The organism is Brevundimonas sp. Marseille-Q4549 (assembly GCF_976940555.1).
The window spans coordinates 837423-862405 of the sequence record NZ_CDRHXG010000001.1 but is presented as its reverse complement, the minus strand read 5'-3'; the positions used below and the strand labels follow the sequence as shown (position 1 = coordinate 862405).

At 69.9% G+C, this 24983-nt stretch carries 19 protein-coding genes; 10 read left to right on the top strand and 9 right to left on the bottom strand.

The features are described from left to right. Positions 1-121 precede the first annotated feature (121 nt). Together ptsP and ACWPV3_RS04345 are read right to left on the bottom strand one after the other, a co-directional pair. Entirely contained in the window at positions 122-2380 is a 2259-nt protein-coding gene (gene ptsP, locus ACWPV3_RS04350) for a phosphoenolpyruvate--protein phosphotransferase (protein WP_453976986.1), read from the bottom strand. 67 nt (positions 2381-2447) lie between these two features. Beyond that, positions 2448-3722 (bottom strand): aspartate kinase, encoded by a 1275-nt coding sequence (locus tag ACWPV3_RS04345; RefSeq protein WP_453976985.1) that lies wholly within the window; start codon positions 3720-3722, stop codon positions 2448-2450. 56 nt (positions 3723-3778) lie between these two features. Here ACWPV3_RS04345 and ubiG point away from each other — a divergent pair, with 56 nt between their 5' ends. Then, positions 3779-4597: a bifunctional 2-polyprenyl-6-hydroxyphenol methylase/3-demethylubiquinol 3-O-methyltransferase UbiG gene (gene ubiG, locus ACWPV3_RS04340; protein WP_453976984.1), complete on the top strand. Its 819-nt coding sequence runs from the start codon at positions 3779-3781 to the stop codon at positions 4595-4597. A gap of 54 nt (positions 4598-4651) precedes the next feature. Here the strand turns inward: ubiG and ACWPV3_RS04335 are convergent, their stop codons facing one another. The 3 genes from ACWPV3_RS04335 to ACWPV3_RS04325 form a co-directional block, all read right to left on the bottom strand. Next, positions 4652-6703, bottom strand: a complete 2052-nt coding sequence (locus ACWPV3_RS04335; protein ID WP_453976983.1) for an OPT family oligopeptide transporter — start codon at positions 6701-6703, stop codon at positions 4652-4654. Beyond that, positions 6666-6905: a hypothetical protein gene (locus ACWPV3_RS04330; protein ID WP_453976982.1), complete on the bottom strand. Its 240-nt coding sequence runs from the start codon at positions 6903-6905 to the stop codon at positions 6666-6668. The genes ACWPV3_RS04335 and ACWPV3_RS04330 overlap by 38 nt, the downstream gene beginning before the upstream one ends. Positions 6906-7024: 119 nt before the next feature. Beyond that, positions 7025-9361, bottom strand: coding sequence for an ATP-binding protein (locus ACWPV3_RS04325; protein WP_453976981.1), 2337 nt, complete (start codon positions 9359-9361; stop codon positions 7025-7027). A 141-nt stretch (positions 9362-9502) separates the two neighbouring features. On the opposite strand from ACWPV3_RS04325, the gene ACWPV3_RS04320 reads away from it, so the two are divergent. Then, positions 9503-9910, top strand: a complete 408-nt coding sequence (locus ACWPV3_RS04320) for a metallopeptidase family protein (protein ID WP_292086213.1) — start codon at positions 9503-9505, stop codon at positions 9908-9910. A 5-nt stretch (positions 9911-9915) separates the two neighbouring features. Here the strand turns inward: ACWPV3_RS04320 and ACWPV3_RS04315 are convergent, their stop codons facing one another. Beyond that, positions 9916-10611: a MarC family protein gene (locus ACWPV3_RS04315; protein WP_292179336.1), complete on the bottom strand. Its 696-nt coding sequence runs from the start codon at positions 10609-10611 to the stop codon at positions 9916-9918. Between the two features lie 83 nt (positions 10612-10694). Between ACWPV3_RS04315 and pyrF the strand changes: the two genes are divergently transcribed. After that, positions 10695-11435 carry an orotidine-5'-phosphate decarboxylase gene (gene pyrF / locus ACWPV3_RS04310; protein WP_453976980.1) on the top strand — a complete coding sequence of 247 codons (741 nt, stop codon included), beginning with the start codon at positions 10695-10697 and terminating at the stop codon, positions 11433-11435. A 7-nt stretch (positions 11436-11442) separates the two neighbouring features. On the opposite strand, the gene ACWPV3_RS04305 is transcribed toward pyrF, so the two are convergent. From ACWPV3_RS04305 to ACWPV3_RS04295, 3 genes are all read right to left on the bottom strand, one after another. Beyond that, entirely contained in the window at positions 11443-12738 is a 1296-nt protein-coding gene (locus ACWPV3_RS04305; RefSeq protein ID WP_453976979.1) for a hypothetical protein, read from the bottom strand. 62 nt (positions 12739-12800) lie between these two features. Beyond that, a complete protein-coding gene (locus ACWPV3_RS04300) occupies positions 12801-14183 on the bottom strand; it encodes an amidohydrolase family protein (RefSeq protein ID WP_453976978.1) in 1383 nt (460 codons plus the stop codon). Further along, entirely contained in the window at positions 14183-15664 is a 1482-nt protein-coding gene (locus ACWPV3_RS04295) for an amidohydrolase (protein WP_453976977.1), read from the bottom strand. The genes ACWPV3_RS04300 and ACWPV3_RS04295 overlap by 1 nt, the downstream gene beginning before the upstream one ends. A 151-nt stretch (positions 15665-15815) precedes the next feature. Here ACWPV3_RS04295 and trmB point away from each other — a divergent pair, with 151 nt between their 5' ends. The 7 genes from trmB to ACWPV3_RS04260 all read left to right on the top strand — a co-directional run bounded on the left by trmB (position 15816) and on the right by ACWPV3_RS04260 (position 24967). Then, a complete protein-coding gene (gene trmB, locus ACWPV3_RS04290) occupies positions 15816-16529 on the top strand; it encodes a tRNA (guanosine(46)-N7)-methyltransferase TrmB (RefSeq protein WP_312734690.1) in 714 nt (237 codons plus the stop codon). 129 nt (positions 16530-16658) lie between these two features. Continuing rightward, complete coding sequence (rimP, locus tag ACWPV3_RS04285) at positions 16659-17258, top strand: ribosome maturation factor RimP (protein WP_453976976.1); 600 nt, start codon at positions 16659-16661, stop codon at positions 17256-17258. Continuing rightward, a complete protein-coding gene (gene nusA / locus ACWPV3_RS04280) occupies positions 17258-18991 on the top strand; it encodes a transcription termination factor NusA (RefSeq protein WP_312734693.1) in 1734 nt (577 codons plus the stop codon). The genes rimP and nusA overlap by 1 nt, the downstream gene beginning before the upstream one ends. Before the next feature lie 18 nt (positions 18992-19009). Further along, a complete protein-coding gene (locus ACWPV3_RS04275) occupies positions 19010-19669 on the top strand; it encodes an RNA-binding protein (RefSeq protein WP_453976975.1) in 660 nt (219 codons plus the stop codon). 106 nt (positions 19670-19775) lie between these two features. Continuing rightward, entirely contained in the window at positions 19776-22787 is a 3012-nt protein-coding gene (gene infB, locus ACWPV3_RS04270; RefSeq protein ID WP_453976974.1) for a translation initiation factor IF-2, read from the top strand. 251 nt (positions 22788-23038) lie between these two features. Then, positions 23039-23470 (top strand): DUF2141 domain-containing protein, encoded by a 432-nt coding sequence (locus ACWPV3_RS04265; protein ID WP_453976973.1) that lies wholly within the window; start codon positions 23039-23041, stop codon positions 23468-23470. Between the two features lie 24 nt (positions 23471-23494). Next, on the top strand, positions 23495-24967 hold the full coding sequence (locus ACWPV3_RS04260; protein ID WP_453976972.1) for a carotenoid oxygenase family protein: 1473 nt from the start codon (positions 23495-23497) through the stop codon (positions 24965-24967). The last annotated feature ends 16 nt before the right edge of the window (positions 24968-24983 follow it).

The following is a 24983-nucleotide window of genomic DNA, read 5'->3' as shown; positions in this document are numbered from 1 at the left end:
GATCCGTCCGATCTGTCCGAAATCGCCGCCCCTCCTCCATGCGGCGGGCAGTATGGCGCGGCGGTCGACCAGGGCGCGCAGAAAGCATATCTGGAAGCGCAAGCCCTTGAAAAAGCGTCGCTCACGCCGCGACGTTCAGCTTTCGAGCCAGGGCCTGTATCTCGTTGCGGACCGATCCGGTCGACAGGTTCAGCAGATTGGCCAGGCCGCGCCGCGCCGCGCCCAGGTCAGCCGACAGGATCATGCGCTTGACCGGCCCCACGCCGCCCGCCGGCGCCGACAGGCGGGTGAAGCCCAGGGCGATCAGGGCGAAGGCTTCCAGCGGGCGACCCGCCAGCTCGCCGCAGATGGAGACGGGCGTGCCGGTGTCGGCGCAGGCCTTCTGGATCGTCTGCAGCGCGCGCAGGGTCGGCGGCGACAGGGGATCGTAGCGGTCCGACACCAGCGGATTGGTCCGGTCCGCTGCATACATGTACTGGAACAGGTCGTTGGTGCCGATGGAGACGAAATCCGTCAGGGGCAGAAGCGCGTCCAGGTGCCACAGCAGGGACGGACATTCGATCATGGCGCCCACCCGCAGCAGGGCGGGCAGCGCCCGGCCCCGGCGGCGCGCCCAGGCGCATTCGACATCGACCAGTTCGCGCGCGGCCCGGAACTCGTCCACCGTGGCGATCATCGGGAACATGACGCGCAGTTCGCGCCCGGCCCCCGCCGCCAGCAGGGCGCGCAACTGCATCCGCAACAGGGACGGCCGGTCCAGACCCAGGCGGATGGCGCGACGACCCAGGGCGGGATTCTCTTCCCGCTCCGCCTCAAGATACGGCAGGACCTTGTCGCCGCCGATGTCCAGGGTGCGGAAGGTGACGGGTTTGTCGCCCGCCGCGTCCAGAACCAGCTTGTAGAGCGCCGTCTGGGCGTCCAGCCGGGGCAGTTCGTCCGAGACCATGAACTGGAATTCGGTGCGGAACAGGCCGATGCCCTCGGCGCCCGTCTCGGCCATATTCTCCAGATCGACCGCCAGACCGGCGTTGGTCAGGACCATGATCCGCTGGCCGTCCAGGGTGACGGCGGGCGTGTCGCGCAGCTGGGCGAACTCGGCCTGACGCTGCTGGCGCACGTCCATGCGGGACTGGGTCGCCTCCAGCATGTCGGGGCGGGGCCGCAAATAGGCCTCGCCGGTCTCGCCGTCGGCGATGACCATGTCGCCTTCCGACAGCCGGTCGCGCAGCCCCATCAGGCGGCCGACGCAGGGAATCTGTAGCGCGCGGGCCACGATGGCGGCGTGGCTGGCGGCCGAGCCTTCCTCCAGCAACAGGCCCTTCAGCTTGTCGCGCGGATATTCCAGGAGGTCGGCGGGGCCCAGGTTTCGGGCCACCAGAATGGCGTCGTCGGGCAGTTCGCGCTCGCCCGGCTTGTCGCCCGCCAGCACGCGCAGCAGCCGGTTGGCCAGATCCTCGAAATCGTGCAGCCGCTCGCGGATATAGGGGTCGCGCGCCTGGGCGAAGCGGGCGCGATGTTCGTTCCTGACCCGGTCCACGGCCGCCTCGGCCGTCAGGCCGTTCCGCACCGCCTCTTCCAGCGACCGGTTCCAGCCCCGGTCGTCGGCGAACATCCGATAGGTCTCAAGCACCTCGAACGAGGGGCCGGCCAGGCCCTGGCCCTTGTCCAGCATGGCGTCCAGGCCGGTCTTCAGCGTGGCCAGGGCCAGCTTCAGCCGCGCCTCCTCCATGCCCGGATCGTCGCTGAGCAGCCTTTCGGGCGCCAGCGGGGCCTCGTGCAGGACCACATGACCGAAGGCCAGGCCATCGGCGAATTTCTGGCCCTTCAGCCGTTCCGGGCGGTGGGGCGCCACTTCGACGTCGCGCAGCTCGTCCTGGTCCAGCAGTTCGCCGGAGGCCACCGTCTCGGCCAGGACCATGGCGATGGTCTGGATGTCCTCGACCTCGTCCTCGTCGTAGCGCCGTTCGGTGCGGTTCTGGACGACCAGGACGCCGATGGCCCGCCCGCCGCGCAGCAAGGGGGCGCCCAGGAAGGCGTGATAGGGGTCTTCGCCCGTCTCTGGTCGGTAGGAGAAGGCCGGATGCGACGGCGCGTCCGACAGGCTGATCGGCTGGGCCAGGCGGGCCACCTCGCCCACCAGACCCTCGCCGGGACGCAGGCGGGTGTTGTGGACGGCTTCGGGATTCAGACCCTCGGTGGCGAACAGCTCCAGCTCGCCCGAGGCGCGGCGCAGATAGATGGAGCAGACCTCGGCGACCATCGAGCGGGCGATGATGCGGACGACCATGTTCAGCCGGTCCTGCGCCGGCGTGGCGCCCGCACCCGCCCCGCCCAGAGCCTCGCGGATCTGGCGCAGGAGGATTCGAGGTCCCCTGGTCATCGCGCCGCCTGCCGGCATCGTGTCTCCCGCGCCCTTTCGTCTGATGTAGGCGCTTTCTTCAGATCACCTATACCGTTTCAAGCCCATAGGCCGAATGCAGGGCGCGAACGGCCAGTTCGGCGTAGGCGGCGTCGATCAGGACGCTGATCTTGATTTCCGAGGTCGAGATGGCCTGGAACTTGACCCCCTTGTCGGCCAGGGCCTTGAACATGGTCTGGGCCACGCCGGCATGGCTTCGCATGCCCACGCCCACGACCGAGACCTTGGCCACGTCCTCGTCGACGCGGATTTCCTCAAAGCCCAGCTGGGCCTTGGCGGCGGTCATCAGCTCGGCGGCGCGCACGGCGTCGCGGCGGCCGGTGGTGAAGGTCAGATTGACCGCCCCCGGGGTGCGCGACTGGCTCTGGACGATCATGTCGACGTTCACGCTGGCCTCGGCCAGGCGGGTGAAGACGTCGGCGGGGGCGTCGACCCGGTCCGAAAGGCCCAAAAGGGTGATACGGGCCTCGTCGCGGCTCATGGTCACACCGGACACAATGCGTTTTTCCACGATCTCCTCCTCGTCGCAGATCAGGGTTCCGCCCTTGTCGGGCATGACGCCGTTAGCGTCGGGTTCGATAAAGCTGGACAGCACGCGCACCGGCACCTGTTTGGCCATGGCGAGCTCGACCGAGCGGGTCTGCAACACCTTGGCGCCCAGGGAGGCCATTTCCAGCATCTCCTCGTAGGAGACCTTGTTCAGACGCCTGGCGCGGCTCTCGATGCGCGGGTCGGTCGTATAGACGCCGTCCACGTCGGTATAGATGTCGCAAGGGCAGCCCAGGGCTGCCGCCACCGCCACCGCAGAGGTGTCCGAACCGCCCCGGCCCAGGGTGGTGATCTTGCCGTCGGGGGTGACGCCCTGGAAGCCGGGGACGACCGCGATCTGACCGCCGTCGACGGCGGCGCCCAGCTTGTCGCCCGGAATGTCGACGATGCGGGCGCGGGCATGGGCGTCGTCGGTGACGATCGGCACCTGCCAGCCCATCCACGAGCGGGCGTCCAGCCCCATGTTCCTCAGGGTCATGGCCAGAAGGCCGGACGTGACCTGCTCGCCCGAGGCGACCACCACGTCATATTCGTCGTCCGACAGCGGCAGCCCCGCGCCGGCCGGGCCGGCCCCGTCGGTCCAGGCGACCAGTTCGTTGGTCTTGCCCGCCATGGCCGAGACGACGACGGCGACCTTCTTGCCGGTCGCGGCCTCGGCGGCGACGATGCGCGCCGCACGACGGATACGTTCGAGGTCGCCCATGGAGGTGCCGCCGAACTTCATCACCAGTCGTGTCGTATCGGGCCGCGTCATCGTGGCGTTTCGCCCCCTGCTTGCGTGAAAGGCCGCAAAGGTTCATCCCTCGCGTCATGACCGCTTCTAACGGCGCCGCTCCGTCTCGCCTACCCCAACAGGGGCAGGGTTTTTCGCAAAATTCGCCCGAAGGTGCGTTCGGCGCATCGATCGACCCCGCCGACGTCGCCCGTTTCTCGGCCCAGGCGGCGGAGTGGTGGGATGCGAAGGGGCCGTTCGCGCCGCTGCACCGGTTCAATCCGGCGCGGCTGAAACTGATCCGCGAACAGCTGTGCGCCCGGCTGGGCCGCGATCCCGATGCGATCCGTCCGTTCGATGGGCTGACCCTGTTGGACGTGGGCTGCGGCGGGGGGCTGATCGCCGAGCCGATGCGGCGGATGGGGTTTCAGGTTTCAGCCATCGACGCCTCCAGCGAGAACATCGGCACCGCCCGCGCCCATGCGGACATGGTCGGGCTGGACATCGCCTATCGCGCCGCCACGGTCGAACAGATCGAGGCCGAGGGCGCCGGCCCCTTCGACGTCGTCCTGACGATGGAGGTGATCGAACACGTCGCCGATCCCGAAAGCTTCGTGCGCGCCTGTTCGCGCCTGGTCCGGCCCGGCGGCGTCATGATGGTCGCCACATTGAACCGCACGCTGAAGTCCCTGGCCCTGGGCAAGGTGGCGGCGGAATACATTCTGCGCTGGGTCCCGGCCGGCACCCACGACTGGCGCCAGTTCCTGAAGCCCGACGAAATCCGCGCCATGCTGTCCGCCGAGCCGGTGACGGTCGAGGGGCCCTACGGCCTGAACTACGACCCGCTGAACGACCGCTGGAGCCAGTCGGACGATGCGGGGATCAACTACATGATGGTCGCGACGCGAGACGTCTGAAACGAAAAAGGCCGCCCCGAAGGGCGGCCTTCCCTTTTGGGGCCTGGATCGCCCCTAGACCTTCTGCGCCCGGCTGCGCGTCCAGGCGTAAAGGCCGAACACGGCGACCGCGAAGCCGACGACGCCCGCCAGCATGGCCGGCCAGGCGGAACCGGCGGGCAGCATGGCGAAGGGGGCGTCGTCCTTGGTCGCCACGATGACGCCGGCGGTGAAGACGCCGAACAGACTCTCGCCCACGATCAGGCCCGAGGCCAGCAGCACGCCCATCCGCCGCGCCACGTCGGCGTAACGGGTGGACGACACCGCCTTGTCGTAGATCCAGCCGCAGACCGCGCCGATCACCAGCATGGTGGTGACGGCGGCCGGCAGATAGAAGCCGATGCCGACGGCCAGCGGCGGAAGCTTGATCTTTCCGTTCGAGGCCTTGGACACCACCACGTCCAACACGATGATGACCACGCCGATCGCCGCGCCCAGGCCGATCAGGTCCCACCGCAGGTCGCCGCCTATGACGCCGCGCGCCAGGGCCGAGATCAGGGTCGCCTGGGGCGCCGCCAGGGTCTTGGCGCCTTCCACGATGGCGGGCGGGCCGCCTTCGAAGCCGAAGGCCTGGTTCAGCAGGTTCAGGATGAAGGGGATCACCAGGGCGCCGGCGCCGACGCCGACGATCAGCGCCACCTGCTGACGCCACGGCGTGGCCTCGACCAGCTGGCCGGTCTTCAGGTCCTGAAGGTTGTCATTGGCGATGACGGCGACGGCGAAGACCACCGCCGTCACGATCAGGGCGAAGGCGATGATCGACGGATCGGCCGGTACGCCCGCGATGGCCATGACGCCCAGCATCAGCAGCGAGGCGATGACGATGGCCAGGATGCCGACGCCCGACACGGGGCTGTTCGACGAACCGATCAGACCGGCCATATAGCCGCAGATGGCCGCCACGGCGAAACCAATCAGCACCACATAGACCAGGCCGCCGATCACCAGCAGCGGGGTGGAAGACGCCAGGGCCGGGGCGCTCTGGGCGAACCAGGCCAGGAGGCCGGCGATGCCGACCAGGCAGGCGACCGAAACGCCGCCGACAAGCTTGATCGGCAGGTCCTGTTCCGTGCGCTCAAGCACCTCTCCGTGGGCGCGTTTGGCGTTGGCGGCGAGCGCCGAGGTCAGGCCGCCGATCAGGGGGCCGGCCAGTTTGATCAGGGTCCAGATGGCGGCGACGCCGATGACGCCCGCGCCCATGAAGCGGACCTCGCGCGCCCAGACCTTGGAGGCCAGTTCCTCGGCGCCGACGCCGGCGGGCAGGGTGGAGGCGATGGACGGGATGCCGTGCGCCGTCAGCCAGGCGATGGTGTCCGGGCTGGTCAGGATCGGTACGGCGACGGCCCAGGCCAGCACCAGGCCGAACAGCTGCGCCAGACCGACCGTCAGGCCGATCAGGTGGCCGGCGCCCAACAGGGCGAACTGCATGCCGAAGCCCATGCCGGTCGCGCCCCCGCCCAGGGCGGCGGGCAGCTTGAAGAACTTGGCCGCTTCGCCCGCGAACACCCGGCCCGCCACCAGCAGCGCATAGCCCGCCGAGACCACGGCGCCCGCGACCACGACCCACAGGCCGGACTTGTTCTCGCGCACCGCGCTCTCGGTCTGTTCGGCCCCGCGCGAGCCGACCTTCAGCACCTCGGCGGCGGCGACGCCTTCGGGGTAGGGCAGGCCGCCGTTGACGACCAGCGCCCGGCGCAGCGGGATCGAGAAGGTCACGCCCAGCACGCCGCCCAGGATGCAGATGGCGACCGACTGCCAGAAGGGGAACTGAAGCCACCAGCCGATCATCACCAGGCCCGGCAGTACGAAGATGATCGAACTCATGGCCCCGCCGACCGAGGCCACGGTCTGGACGGTCATGTTCTCCCAGATGGTCGAGGTCTTGAAGGCCCGCAGCACGGCCATGGAGATCACCGCCGCCGGAATGGCCGAGGCGAAGGTCAGGCCGACCAGCAGGCCCAGATAGGTGTTGGCGGCGGTGAAGATCACCGCCAGCAGGCAGCCCAGCACCAGGGCGCGGAGCGTCAGTTCAAGCCGACCTTTCGGGGCGGCGGCGGCGTCTGTCATCGAAGGGTTCCCACGTTTGGCGGGACCGTAAGCGCATTATGTCGCAGGCGGCAACAGGGCGCACGACGAAGGTCATGCGGTGCGGCGCCAGCATGACCATGGCCGTCAGCTCCCAGGACAGAAGGATGTCGGACAGGAAATGGCCGCCGAAGGCCAGACGGTTCATCGACAGGGCGACGGCGCAGGTGGTCGTCACAGGCACGGCGACGGGGCGCCCGCGCGCGGGCGAAGGCGCAGTTGGTGCGGCAGGCGTCGCTGAACATCCAGACCGGGGTGAAGCTTTCCTGACCCGCCCAGACCTGACCTTCCAGGTCGAACCCGTCAGGCGCGGCCGGGGGTCTGTTCCAGTTGCAGTTCCGGCGCGGCGGCGACGGGCGCGGCGCTGATCGGCAGATGCAGGATGAAGATCGCCCCCTTGCCCGGCTCGCTCTCCACCTCGGCCCAACCGCCGTGCAGTTCGACCAGGGCCTTGACCAGGGCCAGGGCGACGCCGGGGCCGCCCCGTTCGCGCCGGACGAAGCGGTCGAAGACGTGGGGCTGCAGGTGATAGGGGATGCCCCTGCCGGTGTCAGAGACGCTAAGACGCACCTCGCTCGGCGCGCCTTCGGCGGACAGGGACACGGCGCCGCCTTCGGAGACGGCGCGGGCGGCGTTCTCCAGCAGATGATCCAGCGCCTGGCCGATGCGGTGGTGGTCGGCGCGGATGGGCTTCAGGTCGGTTGGGCAGGTCACGGTCAGGGTCGCGCCGCGTCCCTCCACCTTGGGGCGCACCTTCTCGGCGGCCTGGGCCAGGAGGTCGCAGACGCGCACGTCGCCCAGCGACAGCTCCATCTCGCCGGCGTCGATCTGGGCCATGTCAAGCACGTCGTCGATGGAGCGGGCCAGCTGGCTGGCGGCGATGCGGATGGCGCCGGCGTGCTGGCGGCTGCGTTCGGGCAGATCGCCCAGGGTCTCCAGCAGTTCGGAATAGCCGACGATGGTCGTCAGCGGCGTGCGCAGTTCATAGGAGACGCTGCCGACGAATTCGCGCTTCAGGGCCTGGCTTTCGGCCAGGGCCTGTTCGCGCTGGACCAGGGCCTGTTCCAGCCCGCGCCGGGCGGTCACGTCCGAGAAGGCGACCAGGGTGGCGCCGTCCGGCAGGGGCCGGGTCTGCCAGGCGGCCACGCGACCGTCGTTGGTGCGCCCCTCGCCCGAGATGGCGACGCGGCTTTCAGGATCGGGGTCGGCCACCCGCGCCTTCAACCCCAACCACAGGGCCGGGTCGGGCAGGACCGCCTTGCACAGTTCCGCCAGGGCGTCGAAGTCGGCGGCCGCCGCGATCCGATCGCCCGACAGGTTCCAGAAGGTCTCGAACGCCTCGTTGTGCAGCCGCAGCCGCCCGTCGGAGCCGAACACGGCGACGGCGTCGTTCAGCTTGTCCAGCGTCGCGGTCTGGACCTGGATCTGGGCGTTGTAGCGGCTGCGCAGCTGCAGTTCGCCGGTGATGTCCGAGAAGATCAGCAGAATGCCGCCCAGGGGGTGAGGCTGGCGCACCACACGCAGGGTGCGGCCGTCAGGCAGGGACCAGCTGTCGTCGGGCGCGGCCTGGGCGGCGCCGTAGAAGTCCAGTTCGCGCGCCTTCCAGCCGGCGTAGTCGACCACCTCGGGCAGGCGGCGGCGCTGGCGCAGCCGGTCCAGCAGTTCGGCGTGGGTCGGCCGCTCGTCCAGCCAGGCCGGGTCCAGGTCGAACAGGGTCTGGAAGGCGGTGTTGTGAAAGGCCAGCCGCTTGGCCGGGCCGAAGATGGCCACGGCGTCGGCCAGGTGGTTCAGGGTCTCGTCGTGGGCCTCGACGTGGCGGCGCAGGGTGTCGCGCGTCTCTTCCGCCTCGGTCGCCTCCAGGGCGAAGGCGGTGACGGCCCCGCCGCCCGCCGGTTCGGCGACGATGCGCCAGGCGCGGCGATGCCCCCCGCCGGTGGTCCAGCGGAACCCTTCCTGGCGCACGCCCAGCCGGCCGGCCTCGGCGACCACGGCGTCGGCGCCGCGATCGAACGACAGACCCTTCTCGATCGCCTCTTCCAGACTGTCGGCGCTGACCTGGGCCAGCCAGGCGCGGTTGGCCCAGGCCAGGCGGCCGGCGCCGTCCACCACCCAGGTCGGCACGGGCGAGGCGTCGCCCAGCAGGGCCAGACCGCTCTCGGCCGCGTCGATGCCGGTCAGGGTCACGCTGGAGGCCGGCGACAGGCGCAGCCAGGCCGCGCCGCCCGCGACCCGCCCCTCGATCCGCCAGGGCTCGACCTCGTCCAGGGCGATCAGGCCGTCGAAGACCTGGCCTTCGCGCACCAGGGCGTCCAGCTGGTCGGCGTGGGTCTGGCGCAGACGGGTCAGGACGGCCTCGCCCGCCTGCGTCTCCGCCCCGGCCAAGCGGGCGATCAGCTCGGGCGGGCCGACGGGCGGGCCGGCCGCCGCGCCGTCCGGCGTCAGGGCCAGGTTGACGTCGTCGAAGGCCCGCAGCAGACCGTCGTAACGGCCGAGGGCGAACACGGCCTCGGCGCGTTGGCCCTGCGCGGCCTGAACCGTGGCGTTCAGCTGGGCGCGCAGGCGCAGGGCCCAGGCGCTGACGGCCAGCGCCAGCCCGGCTGCCCCTGCAGTGGCGACATAGGCGATGTCGGCCTCGGCCATTCCCATCCTGAAGCTTCGCGCGAACCGATTCGGCGTTCACCATACTCCAACCGCGCGAAAAAGCGGCGATCTCCTCGCGCGACGGGAGGCGCGGCGTCGCGTCCCGTTGCGTCGGCGCGCGCGGGCGGCGATAGGCGGGGCATGACCGACGCCGCCCCCGACCTCATGGCCCCGTCCCTGGACGACTTCGCCCGTCTGGCGCGCGACGCCTTCGACGCCCTGCCGGCCGAGTTTCGCCAGGCGGCGGGCGAGGTGGTGTTCCGCATCGACGACTTCGCCGACGAACAGACGCTGAAGGACCTGGAGATCGAGGATCCGTTCGAGCTGACGGGCCTGTATCACGGGGTCGACATCGGCCGGCGCGAGGGCCTGGGGCCGGCGCCCGAGCCGTCGCGCATCTTCCTCTATCGCCGCCCGATCCTGGACGAATGGTGCGAACGCGGCGACGTGGGCTTAGCCGAACTGATCGCCCATGTCCTGATCCACGAGATCGGCCACCACTTCGGCCTGTCCGACGACGACATCCACGCCATCGAGGACCAGGACTAGGGCCTCTAGCGGTCCGAAGGATAGGGCGTCGTCACCGCGCCCGAGATCATGCCGGGAATGGCCTCGCCCAGGCCCAGCAGGATGAACTGGATCGCCAGGGCGCACAGGATCAGGCCCAGCACCTTGACCACGATGGCCATGCCCACGTCGCCCAGCAGGCGGCTGAGCGAGCCGGTCAGGGCGAAACAGACGAAGGACACGGCGCAGGCCGCCGCGATGGCGACCAGGGAGCCGACCGTGCCGGCATAGCCCAGCTTGGCCGCCTCGCCCGCCTGGATGATGACGGCCGAAATGGCGCCCGGTCCGATCATCAGCGGAATGGCGAAGGGCACGACCAGACGCTGGAAACGCCTACGCGCATAGCCGCGCACGTCCTTGGCGTCGCTGAGCGCGTCCTTGTCGGCGAACATGGCCAGGAAGTCGCCGCGCGCCATGTCCAGCCCCAGGAACAGCAGCAGAATGCCCCCGGCGATGCGGAAGGCCGCCAGGGAGATGCCGAAGAACTGCAGCAGGCCCAGGCCCGTGAACAGGAAAAAGGCCAGGAACAGGGTGGCGAAGGCGCAGATCAGGGCCGAGACGGAAATCCGCTGACGCAGGGTCGCGCCCGCCGTGGCGGCGGCGAAGATCGGCAGATTGCCGATGGGGTCCAACAGGGCGAACAGGGTCACGAACAGGTTGACACCCAAATCGACTGCGTTCATCGCCTGCCCTCGCCCTCAATCCGTCACGCCGCCCTGCCGACGCGCCCGCGTGTCCGGCATAGCCGCTCAGCGCGAGTCCGTCGATGACCCAGACCGAAACCGCTTCCGACCTGGCCCCGAACCGCGCGCCCGACGAACGGATCATCTGCGCCCTGGACGTGCCGACGACGGCCGAGGCGGCGGCCCTGGTCGAACGGGTGCAGGACGCGGTCGGCTTCTACAAGATCGGGCTTCAGCTGTTCGCCGCGGGCGGCATGGACCTGGCGCGCGATCTGAAGGCGGACGGCCGCAAGGTCTTTCTGGACTGGAAGCTGCACGACATCGGCGCGACGGTCGAAAAGGCCGCCGCCAATCTGGCCGCAGCGGGCTGCGATCTGCTCACGGTCCACGCCCGGCCCCAGGTGATGGCGGCGGCGGCGCGCGGCGTGGCCGGCTCTGGCCTGAAGGTGCTGGGGGTGACGGTCCTGACCAGTCTGACGGCCGAGGACCTGATCGCCGACGACCACAGCCTGTCGCCCGCCGATCTGGTCGAGCGTCGCGTGCGTCAGGCGCTGGACGCCGGGATCGACGGGGTGGTCGCCAGTCCGCACGAGGCGGCGCGCGTCAAGGCCCTGGCCGTCGAGGCGGGCCGAAACGACTTCCTGATCGTCACGCCGGGCGTGCGGCCCGAGGGCGCGGCCCTGGACGACCAGGCCCGGGCGGCCACGCCAGAGGCCGCCTTGCGCGCCGGGGCGACCCATCTGGTGATCGGCCGCCCGATCACGGCGGCGGCCGATCCGCGACAGGCGGCCCTGGCGATCGCCGAGACGATCGCCCTGATCTAGGGCCTGATCAGCCGCGTTCGCCCGGTTCCTGGGCGTAGCCGTGGCGCGGACGCGCGGGCGGCGGCGGCGGAGGCGGGGGCGGGGGCGGGGGCGGCGCGATTTCACCCTCGGGCGGCAGGTCGCCGTAGTAGCCGCTGGGCGCATAGGCCGGGGCCGTGTTCACCTGCGGCGGGGCGACGTGGACCTGGGCCGGGGCGATGTTGACTGGGGCGGACTGCACATAGACCGGGGCCTGATCCACATAGACCGGACCGCCGACATCCACCTGGGCCGGCGCCATATTGACGCGTCCGGGGGCCACCTGCACGCGTTGAGGACCGACGTTCACGTCCGGCGCCTGCGCATAGACCGGAGCCTGATCGACATAGACCGGCCCGCCGACGTCCACCTGAGCCGGGGCCATGTTGACGCGTCCCGGACCAACCTGGACCCGCTGGGGACCAATGTTCACGTCCGGCGACTGCACATAGAGGGGCGCCTGATCGACATAGACCGGCGGGGCGACGTCCACCTGGGGCGGGGCCATGTTGACCTGACCCGGCGCGACCTGGACCCGCTGCGGGCCGATGTTGACCGGCGGAGCCTGCACATAGATGGGCGGCTGTTCGATATAGGCGGGCGGTCCCATCTCGATCTGCGGCGGGGCGATGTTCACCTGCGACGGCGCGACATAGATGCGCTGGGGCGCGATATTGACCGGCGGAGCCTGAACATAGGCCGGACGCTGCTCGATATAGCGTTGTTCGTAGCGCTGCTCGTAACGGGGCTGGGGCGCCGGGCGCGGGGCCGGACGGCAGTTGCAGCCGCCGCCCTGATAGGGACGCCAGCCGATATAGTCGCGGCCGAAGCCATAGACCGGATAGCCGACGGGGGCGCTGACCGGCGCCGGACCGACGAAGTTGACCGGCGCGGACATCACCGGCCCGCCCCAGTATCCGCCCTCGGAATAGCCTTCCGAATAGCCGCCGCCGGAATAGACCGTGCCGCCGCCGACATAGCCGCGCGAGAAGCTGGACGAACCCGAATAGCCGCGCGCGTTGATGGCGGAATAGCCGCGGGCGTAGGCCGAGCTTTGCGCCGAACTATTGGCGTAGGCGTTGTTCACATTGACGTTGACGTTGCGGTTGTAGTTCCCGCCGCCTTGAAAGCCGCCTCCGGAATGGCCGCCGCCCGGGTGGCCGCCGCCGCCGCAACTTCCGCAGCCGCCGCCCCCTCCGCCATGTCCGGGGCCGCCGGCCAGGGCCGGCGCGGCGGAAAATAGAAGGACCGCCGCTGCGGCCGAGATCATCAACTGTTTCGTCACGGGACAGACTCCTCTGAGTTGTCCCGCACCACGCAAGTCCGGCGCCTGTCGCTAAGCTTTCGTTAAGGGTTGCGATAGGCCGGCGGCATCGGCGTCTGCTGGCGATAGCGGTCGCGCAACAGCAGGGGGCGGCTGGTCAGGGGCTGTTCGACCCCGTCGATGAAGACGGCGGAGGGCTGGCTGAGCGGCTCCAGGGGATCGCCCGACCAGACGACCACGTCGGCGGCGGCGCCGGGCGCGATCTGGCCGAAACGGCCCTCCATGCCGAAGATCCTGGCCGGGTTGGCCGTCAGGGCCGCAATGGCCGCGCCATAGGGCAGGCCGTGCGACACGGCGTTGCCGGCGTTGTAGCGGGCCTCGCGCGCCCGGTGGGTAGAGCCTTCGTTGCCCTTGATGGCGATCAGCACCCCGGCGGCGTTCAGGGCCGCCGCATTCTCGGCCCGCGCCGCCCGCATCTCGAAGTCCGAGGGCAGGTTGGAGATGGGGTTCAAAAGGACCGGGGCGCCCGCCGCGGCGATGTCGCCGGCGACCAGCCAGCCTTCCTCGGCGCCGTCCAGGATGACCTTGATCCCCTCCTCGCGCGCCAGCCGCAGCACCTGACGGATGTCCGAGGCGCGGTGGACGGTGACGATCAGCGGCTGGGTTCCGTTGGCCACCGGGATCAGGGCCTCCAGGTCCGCGCGCGAAAGGCTGAGGCTGCGCAGGCCCGCGCGTTCGTAGGCGGCCTTGTTGCGGGCGTAGAGGCGGACCTCGGCCATCGTCTCCTTGAACAGGACGAACTGGGCGCCGCGCGCGCCGCCGGCGATGTCGGCCCCGGCCTCGCCGAACGGGGCGACCATGGCCACGCGCGGCTTGACCAGGATGTCGGGCCCCTGGGCCAGTTGAATAATGGCTGCCTGGCCGGCGAACAGGCCGGGCGTCTGGAAGCCGCCGTCGCCGGCGCCGGCGGTGTCCTCTTCATGCACATGGCCGCCGGACGAGCCGGGATGCTGGGGCACGACCACGGCGCGGGTGATGCCGCCCAGGCGCGCAACCGGCAAGGTGAAGGACCAGGGGTCCAGGCCGTAGGAGACGTCGAAGGCCGCGCTGAGGGTGTTCGAGCGGTTGCGCAGTTCGTTGGTGCCGCGGACCGAACCGACCTCGGTTCCGCCCAGGCCGGAATCGACGGCGACGAAGCCGGGCGCCACCGTCTTGCCCGCCGCATCGATGACGCGCGCGCCGGCCGGGGCGGCTCCGGCGCCGACCGAGACGATCTTGCCGTCCCGCATGACGACCACGCCGTTTTCGATGACGGAGGTTCCGGTCAGGACGCGGCCGCCGACGATGGCGACGACTTCGTCGGGGCCTGCCGCGCTTCGCGCTGCTTGAGGCCCGGATTGGGCGAAGGCGGCAGGGGCGAGAGACAGGGCCGCGACAGCGCCCGCGAGAATATGGGACAAGCGCATCAGCGGGCTCCTTCCGTGACGTTGGCGGCGCTCAGCCCATAGCCGGGCTGGCCCAGTTCGAAGTCGCTGGTCGGCTGATAGGCCGGGTCGGCGCGGTCGAAGGCCAGGGCGCCGTCGATGAAGACCTGATCGGCGCGGGCGTAGATGGAGAAGGGATCGGCGCTCCAGATCACCACGTCGGCGCGCAGGCCCGGCGTCAGCGACCCGGTCTGGTCGGCGATGCCGATGGCCTTGGCGGCGTTGGAGGTGAACCAGCCGATGGCGTGTTCTTCCGAAATGTTCAGCCCGGCGCGCCGACCGGCCGACAGGGCGGCGGCGGCCTCCTGGTTCAGACGCTGGGTCAGTTCGGCGTCGTCGGAGTGGATGACCGCGCACGACCCCTGCGGCGCATCCACCAGGGCGGCGTTCTCCTCTATGGCGTCCAGTGCCTCCATCTTGAAGCCCCACCAGCCGGTCCACATGGCCGCGCAGACGCCCTCGGCGGCTAAGCGCGGCGCGATCTTGTAGGCCTCGGTCGCGTGGTGGAAGGTGGTGATGCGGTAGCCGAACTCCTTGGCCATATCCATCATCAGCGCCATTTCGTCGGCGCGGTAGCAATGGTTCTGGATCAGGATGGAGCCGTCCAGAACGCCCGCCAGGGTCTCGTTCTGCAGGTTGCGGGTGGGCGGCGTTCCCTCATGATTCTCCTGCCACTTGTCCCACTTGGCCTTGTATTCGCGCGCGGCGATGAAGGCGGCGCGATAGCCGGCCATATTGCCCATGCCGGTCGCGGGGCTCTGGTTGCGGCTCCCATAGACGCGCGACGGGTTCTCGCCGCAGGCCATCTTCAGCGTGTAGGGGGCGCCGGGGAACTTCATCCCCTGGCTGGTGATCGAGGGCACGTTGCGGATGGTCACGCCGCGCCCGCCGAACAGATTGGCCGAGCCGGGCAGGATGTGAAGCGTGGTCACGCCGCCCGCGCGCGCGGTGTTGAAGCCGGGATCCTGAGGCCACAGCGAATGTTCGGCCCAGACCTGGGCGGTGTTCGGATTGGTCGCCTCGTTGCCGTCGCTCATCCCCTGCACACCAGGCGAGGGATAGACGCCCAGGTGGCTGTGCACGTCGATGACGCCCGGCGTTACATAGCGCCCGCGCGCGTCCACGACCTTGTAGCCCGCAGGGACGGGGGTGGAGGCGTCGCCGACGGCGGCGATGCGGCCGTCCGTCACCACCACTACGCCGTTGTCGATCTTGCGGTCCGTGCCGGTCAGGACGGTGGCGCCGACCACGGCGAAGTTTTCGCGCGGCAGGGGCTGATAGGTCGAGGGATAGGGGTCCAGGGTCTTGGACGGGTCCAGCCCGGCCGCCAGGCTGGCGTCGCGCGCCGGGCGCGCCTGGGCCGTTTCCGGCTTGGCCTGGCCCGTGGTGGCGCAGGCCGACAGCCCCAGGGCCGCGCTTGCCAGCGCCGCGAGGCCGACGCCCCGCAGATGATGTCCGGTCATCGGAACCCCTCTATCCCATGCGACGCCGCCCGATGGCGCCCCTCCGGCGCGCATAGAAGGGTGTTTCGGTCTGGGGCGTCAAAAGGTTTCGGCGGGGCGCCGGGCGGCGCGGTCCTAGACGCCGGGAGCGGCGACGGCTAACGGCAGGCGCATGACCGCCGACCTGCCCCCCGAGGACGACAATCCCCATCTGGACCGCCCCCTGCGGTCCTTCGGCCGCATCAAGGCCCGTCCGATCAAGCCGCGTCAGGCGGCCCTGATGGAGACGCTGCTGCCCGCAATCGCCGTGCCGGACCCCAAGGCCGGGCCGCTGGATCCCAGGGCGATGATGCCGGGCGCGACCGAGGTCTGGCTGGAGATCGGCTTCGGCGGCGGCGAACATATGGCGGCCCAGGCGGCGACGCGGCCCGACGCCCTGGTCATCGGCTGCGAGCCCTTCCTGAACGGGGTGGCCTCGGCCCTGCGCCACGTCGAGGAAGGCGATCTGAAGAACGTCCGAATCCACGCCGACGATGCGCGCGACGTGGTGGACGCCCTGCCGGACGCCTCGGTCGACCGGGTGCTGATCCTGTTTCCCGACCCCTGGCACAAGGCGCGCCACAACAAGCGCCGCCTGTTGCAGGACGAGACGGCCCAGGCCTTCGCCCGCATCCTGAAACCGGGCGGGACGCTGCGCTTCGTCACCGACTGGCTGGACTACGCCGAATGGGCGCTGGAACGTCTGGAGCGCACGCCGGGGCTGGAGCGGATCGGCCCGTCTGATCAGGACTGGTTCGTCCCGCCCGCCGACCACGTCGTCACCCGCTATGAGGAAAAGAAGCTGGGCGACACGACGCCGGTCTTTCTGGAGTTCAGACGGGTCTGAACATAAGAGGGCTGACAAGCGGACGTGAAGCGCCTATATGCCCCCTCACATCGTTAGACCGGCGTCCAACGGCGTCGTTCCAAGCGGCGGCCCGGACGGACCGCCGCTTTTGTTTTGGATATTCGTCGCGTGCGCGCAAAGACCGCCCAGGACCGCCAGCTGCTGGAGCTGATCGACCCCATCGCCGAAAGCCTCGGCCTGGAGGTCGTGCGCGTGCGCCTGATGTCGGGCTCCAAGCGCCAGCGCCTGCAGATCATGGCCGAGCGCCCGTCCGATCACGACATCTCGGTCGAACAATGCGCCAAGCTGAGCCGTGCGGTGTCCGAGGTGTTCGACGCCGCCGACCCTGTCGCCGGCGAATATCTGCTGGAGGTCTCGTCGCCCGGCATCGACCGCCCTCTGACACGCCCCATCGACTTCGACCTGTTCGAGGGCGAGGAGGCGCGGCTGGAGACCGACCGGATGATCGAGGGCCGCAAGCGGTTCAAGGGCGTGCTGGCCGGCTATGAGGACGGCAATGTCCTGATCGACCTGGACGGCGAGGACGACACCGCCCTGATCCCCTTCGACTGGCTGGCCGACGCCAAGCTGGTTCTGACCGACGCCCTGATGAAACGGGGCGCCGCCATTCGCGCCGCGCGCGGCGAACCCGAAGACGACGGCCTGCCCGAGGGTGCGCCGGACCAAGCGACAACCGACACCAAGACCCCTTCTGAGGACAACGCCTGATGGCCGTCACCGGTATTTCCGCCAACCGCCTCGAACTGCTGCAGATCGCCGATGCGGTCGCCCGCGAGAAGAACATCGACCGCGAGATCGTGATCGAGGCCATCGAGGAGGCGATCCAGAAGGGCGCCAAGTCGCGTTACGGCGCCCACCACGACATCCGCGCCAAGATCGACCACAAGACCGGCGAACTGGCCCTGACCCGTCACGTCACCATCGTCGAGGACGACTGGATGCCGGAAGACGAGCTGGAAGAGTTCAACGACAGCGCCATGGTGCGCCTGAAGGACGCCCTGAAGCGCGACCCCGAGGCCGAGGTCGGCAAGGAATACGTCGAGAACCTGCCGCCGTTCGAATTCGGCCGCGTCCAGACCCAGATGGCCCGTCAGGTCGTGACCGGAAAGGTCCGCGAGGCCGAGCGCGCCAACCAGTACGAAGAGTTCAAGGATCGCGTCGGCGAGATCGTCAACGGCACGGTCAAGCGCGTCGAATACGGCAACACCATCGTCGACCTTGGCCGGGGCGAGGGCGTCATGCGCCGCGACCAGTCCATCCCGCGCGAAGTGTTCAACATCGGCGACCGCATCCGCACCTACATCTACGACGTCCGGCCCGAGGCCAAGGGCCCGCAGGTCATGCTGTCGCGCGCCCATCCGGGCTTCATGGCCAAGCTGTTCGCCCAGGAAGTGCCCGAAGTCTATGACGGCGTGATCGAGATCCGCGCCGCCGCCCGCGACGCCGGCTCGCGCGCCAAGATGGCCGTCCTGTCCAACGACAGCTCCATCGACCCCGTCGGCGCCTGCGTCGGCATGCGCGGCTCGCGCGTTCAGGCGGTCGTCGCCGAACTGCAGGGCGAGAAGATCGACATCATCCAGTGGAACCCGGACGAGCCGACCTTCATCGTCAACGCCCTGGCGCCGGCCGAAGTCTCCAAGGTCGTGCTGGACGAAGAAGCCGGCCGCGTCGAAGTGGTCGTGCCGGACGAGCAGCTGTCGCTGGCCATCGGCCGTCGCGGCCAGAACGTGCGCCTGGCCAGCCAGCTGACCGGCTGGCAGATCGACATCATCACCGAGGCGCAGGACTCCGAGCGTCGCCAGCGCGAATTCACCGAGCGGACCGCCCTGTTCCAGGAAGCCCTGGACGTGGACGAGGTCATCGCCCAACTGCTGGTGACGGAAGGCTTCGCCACGGTGGAAGACCTGGCCTATGTCGACGCCTATGAAGTCTCCGAGATCGAGGGCTTCGACGAGGAGACGGCCGAAGAGCTGCAGACCCGCGCCCGCGAGTTCCTGGACAAACAGGCCGCCGAACTGGACGCCAAGCGCGTCGAACTCGGCGTCGAGGACGCGGTTCTGGACGTGCCGGGCGTGACCCTGGCCATGGCCGTCGCCCTGGGCGAAGGCGGCGTGAAGACGGTCGAGGACTTGGCCGACCTGGCCACCGACGAGATTCGCGGCGGCTACGAAGTCCGGAACGGCGAACGGGTGAAGGTCCCGGGCGTTCTGGAAAGCTTCAACCTGGCCCAGGAAGACGCCGAGCTGCTGATCCTGCAAGCGCGCGTGGCCGCCGGATGGATCGACGCTTCGGAACTGCCGCAGCCCGAGCCGGAATACGAGGAAGACTACGCCGAGGGCGAATACGATCCGGACCAGGTGTTCGGCGACGCGCCCGCTGAAGATGCGGCCGAAGACGATGCGGAGGTCCTCGCCGAGGACTCCGAACCGTCGAACGCGTGATGGAGACCCTGGCCGTTCATGAGCTTGCGCGACGCAACGATCGATAGGGAACGCCGCGACCTGGTCAGCCACCAGGTCATGGACGAATCTCGTCTGATCCGTTTCGTCGCCGGGCCCGACGGCCAGGTGGTCCCCGACCTGGGGCGCAAGCTGCCCGGCCGCGGTCTGTGGGTCGAGGCCAGCCGCGCCTCGGTGGAGGCCGCGGTCAAGAAAAACGGCTTCACCCGGGCCGCCAAGACGCGGCTGATCGCCCCCGCCGACCTGGCCGACACGGTGGAGCGGCTGCTGGTCCGGCGTTGTCTGGACCAGCTGGGTCTTGCCCGGCGCGAAGGCGTGCTTATTTCTGGCTTCGAAAAATCCGCTGCGGCCCTGCGGTCCGGCAAGGCCGCCTGGGTGATCGAGGCCTCTGACGGAGCCTCTGACGGCCGTGGCAAAATCCTCGCATTGGCTCGCCATCAGACCGCCAAGGTCTGCGGCGCCTTTGCGGCGGACGATTTGAGTTTGGCCCTTGGGCTGGAAAATGCGATACACGCCGTCCTGCTTGCGGGCGGACGCGCTGATCGCTGGACCTTGGAGGTCGAACGACTGGCTGGATTTCGGCCGCTTCGCCCCCCTCACTGGGACATTTCCGGTGAAGCGGACGGAACGGCGGGAACGCTCCCCACAGGAGCGAACTGAGGATTTTGGCGGGCGCGGGCCTGTCTCCTGGCACGGAGACGGGCTCACGGCCGTTTATGGGTATCGAGACGACGGCGGGCTTTTCCGCCCCAAGTAAAGCGACCGGATGAGCGACGAAAACGACAAGACCAACCAAGGCCAGGGTTCGAACACCGGCGGAACGCCGTCCCAGACGGGACCACGCGCGCCGCTGAGCCTGAAGCCGCGCGCCGCGGGATCGGTTTCGACCGGCACCGTGAAGCAGAGCTTCAGCCACGGCCGTTCCAAGACGGTGGTGGTCGAGACCAAGCGCCGCGTCGGCGCCGGCGGGCCTCAGCGCCCGCAGGGCTTCGATGTCGCGCGTCCGCAGGCCGCCGCGCCCCAGGCGCCGCGTCCGCAGGCGCCGCGTTCGGCCCAGCCCGCCGGCGGCGCCCTTTCGCCCGAGGAACAGGAGGCCCGTCGCCGCGCCATCGCCCTGGCGACCCAGGCCAACGCCGAGCGCGAACGCGCCGCCGCCGCCGAAAAGGCCGCGCGCGAAGCCGCCGAGCGTGAACGCGCCGCCGCCACCGAACGGGCCGCCCAGGCCGCCCGCGACGAGGCCGCCGCCGCCAAGGCCGCAGCCGAGGCCGCCCGCGCCGAGGCCGCCAAACTGGCCGCCGCCGCGCCCGCCCCGGCCAAACCCGCGCCCAAGCCGGCCGCGCCCGTCGCTGCGGCACCGGTCGCGCCGACCCCGGCCGCGCCGACGCCCGCTCCCGCACGTCCGGCCGCCCCGACGCGTCCCGCCGTCAACTTCGGTCAACGCGCGCCCAAGCCCGGCAATCCGCAACGCGCCCCGGCCGAACGTCCCGCCTTCGGCGGCCGCTCGGCCCGCGAGCAGGCGATGGGCGGCGGCGAGCGCGCCTATTCGGACCGTCCGCAATCGAGCGAGCGTCCGCAGGGCGACCGTCCGCAAGGCGCGCGTCCCGGCCAGCGTCCGCAAGGCGCCAAGCCGGCCGAACCCGTCCGCTACTCGGCCCTGAACCCGCGTCCGGCGCCGGGCGCAGCCCGCACCGGCCCGCGCACCGGTCCCGGCGGTCGTCCGACCCCGAACGCCCCCCCGGCCCAGGCCGAGGTCGCCCGTCCCAGCCGCGCGCCCGGCGCCGGCTTCGGCCGTCCGGTCGGCCGCGACGACGATCGCGACAAGCGTTTCTCCGACGCCGGCAAGGCGGTCAGCCGCACGCGCGGCGAGCCCAAGCGCCGCGAAGGCCGCATGACCATCCAGTCGGTGGTCGGCGACGGCGACGCCGCCGAGCGGATGCGCTCGCTGGCCTCGGTCCGCCGCGCCCGCGAACGCGAGAAGGAAAAGCGCAAGGGCGGATCGACCGACGCGCCGAACCGTCCGCGCGAAGTGGTCATCCCCGACGTCATCACCGTACAGGAGCTGTCCAACCGGATGGCCGTGCGCGGTGTCGACATCATCAAATTCCTGATGCGTCAGGGCATGATGATGAAGATCAACGATGTGATCGATTCCGACACCGCCGAACTGGTGGCCGAGGAATTCGGCATGGCGGTCAAGCGCGTGTCGGAATCCGACGTTGAAACCGGCTTCATCGCCGAGGCCGACGACGAGGGCGCCACCGAGACGCGCGCCCCGGTCGTGGCCATCATGGGCCACGTCGACCACGGCAAGACCTCGCTTCTGGACGCCCTGCGCACCACCGACGTCGCGGGCGGCGAAGCCGGCGGCATCACCCAGCACATCGGCGCCTATCAGGTGCGTCTGGAAGACGGCCAGAAGGTCACCTTCCTGGACACGCCGGGCCACGCCGCCTTCTCGGCCATGCGGGCGCGCGGCGCCAATGTGACCGACATCGTGGTTCTGGTCGTCGCCGCCGACGACGGCGTCATGCCGCAGACCATCGAGGCCATCCAGCACGCCAAGGCCGCCGAGGCCCCGCTGATCGTCGCCGTCAACAAGATGGACAAGCCGGGCGCCACCTCGCAGAAGGTCGTCAACGAACTGCTGCAGTACGAGGTCATCGCCGAAAGCCTGGGCGGCGACACCCAGATCATCGAGGTGTCGGCCAAGGAACGGATGAACCTGGACGGCCTGTTGGAAGCCATCCTGGTCCAGGCCGAGGTCATGGACCTGCGCGCCAACGCCGATCGCTCGGCCGAGGGCGTGGTCATCGAGGCCAAGCTGGACAAGGGTCGCGGCCCGGTCGGCACCGTCCTGGTCAAGCGCGGTACGCTGAAGCGCGGCGACATCGTCGTGGCCGGCGGCTCGTGGGGCAAGGTTCGCGCCCTGCTGAACGAGCGCAACGAGCAGCTGACCGAAGCCGGTCCGTCGGTTCCGGTCGAGATCCTGGGTCTGGACGAGGCGCCGTCGCCCGGCGACGTCTTCGCCGTGGTGGAAACCGAGGCCCGCGCCCGCGAGCTGACCGAATACCGTCAGCGGGTGAAGCGCGAGAAGGCCCAGGTGTCGGGCGGCTCGGTCTCGCTGGTCGACATGATGGCCAAGCTGGGCTCCAAGAAGATCAGCGAGCTGCCGGTCGTCATCAAGTCCGACGTCCAGGGTTCGGGCGAAGCCATCGCGGCCTCGCTGGAGAAGATGGGCAACGACGAAGTCCGCGCCCGCATCGTCTATTCCGGCGCCGGCGGCATCACCGAGAGCGACGTCAACCTGGCCAAGTCGGCCGGGGCGCCGATCCTGGGATTCAATGTCCGTGCGTCGAAACAGGCGCGCGACCTGGCCGAACGCGAAGGCGTGGAGATCCGCTACTATTCGATCATCTACGACCTTCTGGACGACATGAAGGGCGTGCTGTCGGGCATGCTGGCGCCGCTGCAGCGGGAAACCTTCCTGGGCAACGCCCAGGTGCTGCAGGTGTTCGACATCTCCAAGATCGGCAAGATCGCCGGTTGCCGCGTCACCGAAGGCGTCGTGCGCAAGGGCGCCCGCGTCCGCATCATCCGCGACGACGTTGTGGTGCTGGAACTGGGCGTGCTCAACACGCTCAAACGCTTCAAGGACGAGGTCAACGAGGTGCCCTCGGGCCAGGAGTGCGGCATGCAGTTCCAGGGCTTCCAGGACATCAAGGAAGGCGACTACATCGAGTGCTTCACGGTCGAAGAGATCAAGCGCACCCTGGACTAAGGGTCTGCGCGAGGCGCGATGAAGGAGACAGGCCCGGAACTCAAGTTCCGGGCCTTTTTCGTGGGCTAAGCAACGGTTGAACCCGTGTCCGCGCCGGTGGTCGTTCGCGCTTCGCCAACGGACGGGCGCGGTCGTTGGCGAAGGCGAGGCGTCCGTTTCCGCAGAGGCGCTGGCGATCCGGCGGGGTCGGCGGCACGGTCGGGTCATCGAGGGCCGGTCGGCGGTCCTCATTCAGAACCGGACCCATCGCCATGAAGACCCTGTCCTCCGTTTTCGCCCCTGTCGCCGCCCTGGCTGTCGCCGCCGCCTTCGCTTCGCCCGTCTTGGCCGCCGACCTGACCCTGTCCTTCCCCACCGCCGCGTCTCAGGGCAAGATCATGGTCGCCGTTTTCGACAGCGCCGCCGCCTATGGCGGTCGGGGCCAGCCGGCCAAGGTCGCCCTTCTGGATGCGGCGGCGGGCGAGACCCACGTCACCTTCGACGGCCTGCCCGACGGCGACTATGCGGTACGCGCCTTCCACGACCTGAATGGCGACGGCAAGATGAACACCAATCCCTTCGGCATGCCGACCGAACCCTATGCCTTCTCCAACAATGCGGTGGGCAATATGGGGCCGGCGTCCTGGGATCGCGCCAAGTTCGCCGCCGCCGGCGCCACCGCTCAGACCATCGACCTGAAGTAAGTAGTGCGCCGTCGGAGCCCGACCATGACCCCTTCCCGCCGTTCCTTCCTGATGGGCGCCGCCGCCCTGTCCGCCGCCGTGGCCACGCCCGAAATGGTGCGCGCCGCCGCCGCCCTGGACGCCGCCGCCAGCGCGGACTGGGCCCTGGCCACCCGCGACGTCGAGGGCGACACCCCGCGTCAGGCCATGCGCCTGATCCATGGCCGGGCGCCCCGGGGGCTCGAAGGCGCCCTCTATCGCAACGGTCCGGCCAAGTTCCGGCGACCGGGCGGCTCGGCCACCCACTGGTTCGACGGCGACGGCATGATGCGCGCCTTCCGTATCCGGGACGGTCAGGCGACGCTGGAGGCCCGGTTCGCCGACACGCCCAAACGTCGCACCGAAACCGAACTGGACGCCGTGGTCACGCCCGGCTTCGGCACCAGAGGCGACGCGCGCGCCCGCATCGGGTCGAACGACGACGCCAACGCCGCCAACACCGCCGTCATGGCGGCCGGCGACAAGATCTGGGCCCTGTGGGAGGCCGGTTCGCCCCTGGCGATGGAGGCGTCGGACCTGTCGACGAAAGGCTTCGTCACCCTGCGCGACGATCTGAAGGGGATGCCGTTTCAGGCCCATCCGCGCTACGCCCCCGACGGTACGATCTGGAACGTGGGCACGGCCGGCGGCCAGGCCGTGATCTGGCGGCTGAACCCCGACCGCAGCCTGAACGACGCCCAGGTCGTGCCGCTGCCGCGCGCCAGCTATATGCACGACTTCACCGCCACAGACCGGCATCTGATCCTGGTGCTGCAGCCCTGGGTGTTCGAAGGCCACGCCATGCCGGTCGTCTCGGCCCTGCACTGGCGGCCCGAGATGGGCACGCAGGTCCTGGTGCTGGACAAGGCCGACCTGTCGCAACGCCGGCTCTACGGTCTGCCGGCCTTCTTCCACTTCCATCTGGGCGACGCCTGGGCCGAGCGGGACGGAACGATCCGTTTCGACGTGGCCGCCAGCAGCGATCCGCGCTTCGCGGTGGACGGCGCCAAGGTGCTGGTCGACGGGCGCGGGGTCGTGCCGGGCGATCCAGCCAGACTGGCCCTTGTGACCCTGCATCCCGACGGCCGCACCGAGATGGTCTCCAGCGAGGTGGTCGGCGAATTCCCCAAGGCCGACCCGCGCCGCGCGGGCCTGAAGCGCCGCCTGACCGCACATACCTGGGGCGAGACGCGCGGTCGCCCCCTGCCGACCGGCCTGGCCGTGCACGACTGGGACAAGGGCCGGTCGAACGCCTTCGAATTCGGCGTCCATCAGGTGGTTGAAGAGGCCGTCTTCGTGCCCAAGCCCGGCGCTGCGGCCGAGGATCAGGCCTGGCTGGTCGGCCCCTCTGTCAATCTGAAGGATGGCCGCACCGAACTGCACGTCTTCGACGTGGCGCGCATATCGGACGGGCCTGTGGCGACCTGGCAGGCCGAGGTGGCCCTGCCGGCGGGTTTCCACGGCGCCTGGGTCGGCTGAACGGGCCTGAAAGCCC

What these genes read in the sequence shown, in the direction of transcription:
- infB (WP_453976974.1), top strand. Translation starts at nt 19,776, where the DNA reads ATGAGCGACGAAAACGACAAGACCAACCAAGGCCAGGGTTCGAACACC.
- ACWPV3_RS04315 (WP_292179336.1), bottom strand. Translation starts at nt 10,611, where the DNA reads ATGAACGCAGTCGATTTGGGTGTCAACCTGTTCGTGACCCTGTTCGCC.
- ACWPV3_RS04335 (WP_453976983.1), bottom strand. Translation starts at nt 6,703, where the DNA reads ATGACAGACGCCGCCGCCGCCCCGAAAGGTCGGCTTGAACTGACGCTC.
- trmB (WP_312734690.1), top strand. Translation starts at nt 15,816, where the DNA reads ATGACCGCCGACCTGCCCCCCGAGGACGACAATCCCCATCTGGACCGC.
- pyrF (WP_453976980.1), top strand. Translation starts at nt 10,695, where the DNA reads ATGACCCAGACCGAAACCGCTTCCGACCTGGCCCCGAACCGCGCGCCC.
- ACWPV3_RS04300 (WP_453976978.1), bottom strand. Translation starts at nt 14,183, where the DNA reads ATGCGCTTGTCCCATATTCTCGCGGGCGCTGTCGCGGCCCTGTCTCTC.
- ubiG (WP_453976984.1), top strand. Translation starts at nt 3,779, where the DNA reads ATGACCGCTTCTAACGGCGCCGCTCCGTCTCGCCTACCCCAACAGGGG.
- ACWPV3_RS04265 (WP_453976973.1), top strand. Translation starts at nt 23,039, where the DNA reads ATGAAGACCCTGTCCTCCGTTTTCGCCCCTGTCGCCGCCCTGGCTGTC.
- ACWPV3_RS04320 (WP_292086213.1), top strand. Translation starts at nt 9,503, where the DNA reads ATGACCGACGCCGCCCCCGACCTCATGGCCCCGTCCCTGGACGACTTC.
- ACWPV3_RS04345 (WP_453976985.1), bottom strand. Translation starts at nt 3,722, where the DNA reads ATGACGCGGCCCGATACGACACGACTGGTGATGAAGTTCGGCGGCACC.
- ACWPV3_RS04325 (WP_453976981.1), bottom strand. Translation starts at nt 9,361, where the DNA reads ATGGCCGAGGCCGACATCGCCTATGTCGCCACTGCAGGGGCAGCCGGG.
- ACWPV3_RS04295 (WP_453976977.1), bottom strand. Translation starts at nt 15,664, where the DNA reads ATGACCGGACATCATCTGCGGGGCGTCGGCCTCGCGGCGCTGGCAAGC.
- ACWPV3_RS04260 (WP_453976972.1), top strand. Translation starts at nt 23,495, where the DNA reads ATGACCCCTTCCCGCCGTTCCTTCCTGATGGGCGCCGCCGCCCTGTCC.
- ptsP (WP_453976986.1), bottom strand. Translation starts at nt 2,380, where the DNA reads ATGACCAGGGGACCTCGAATCCTCCTGCGCCAGATCCGCGAGGCTCTG.
- nusA (WP_312734693.1), top strand. Translation starts at nt 17,258, where the DNA reads ATGGCCGTCACCGGTATTTCCGCCAACCGCCTCGAACTGCTGCAGATC.
- ACWPV3_RS04275 (WP_453976975.1), top strand. Translation starts at nt 19,010, where the DNA reads ATGAGCTTGCGCGACGCAACGATCGATAGGGAACGCCGCGACCTGGTC.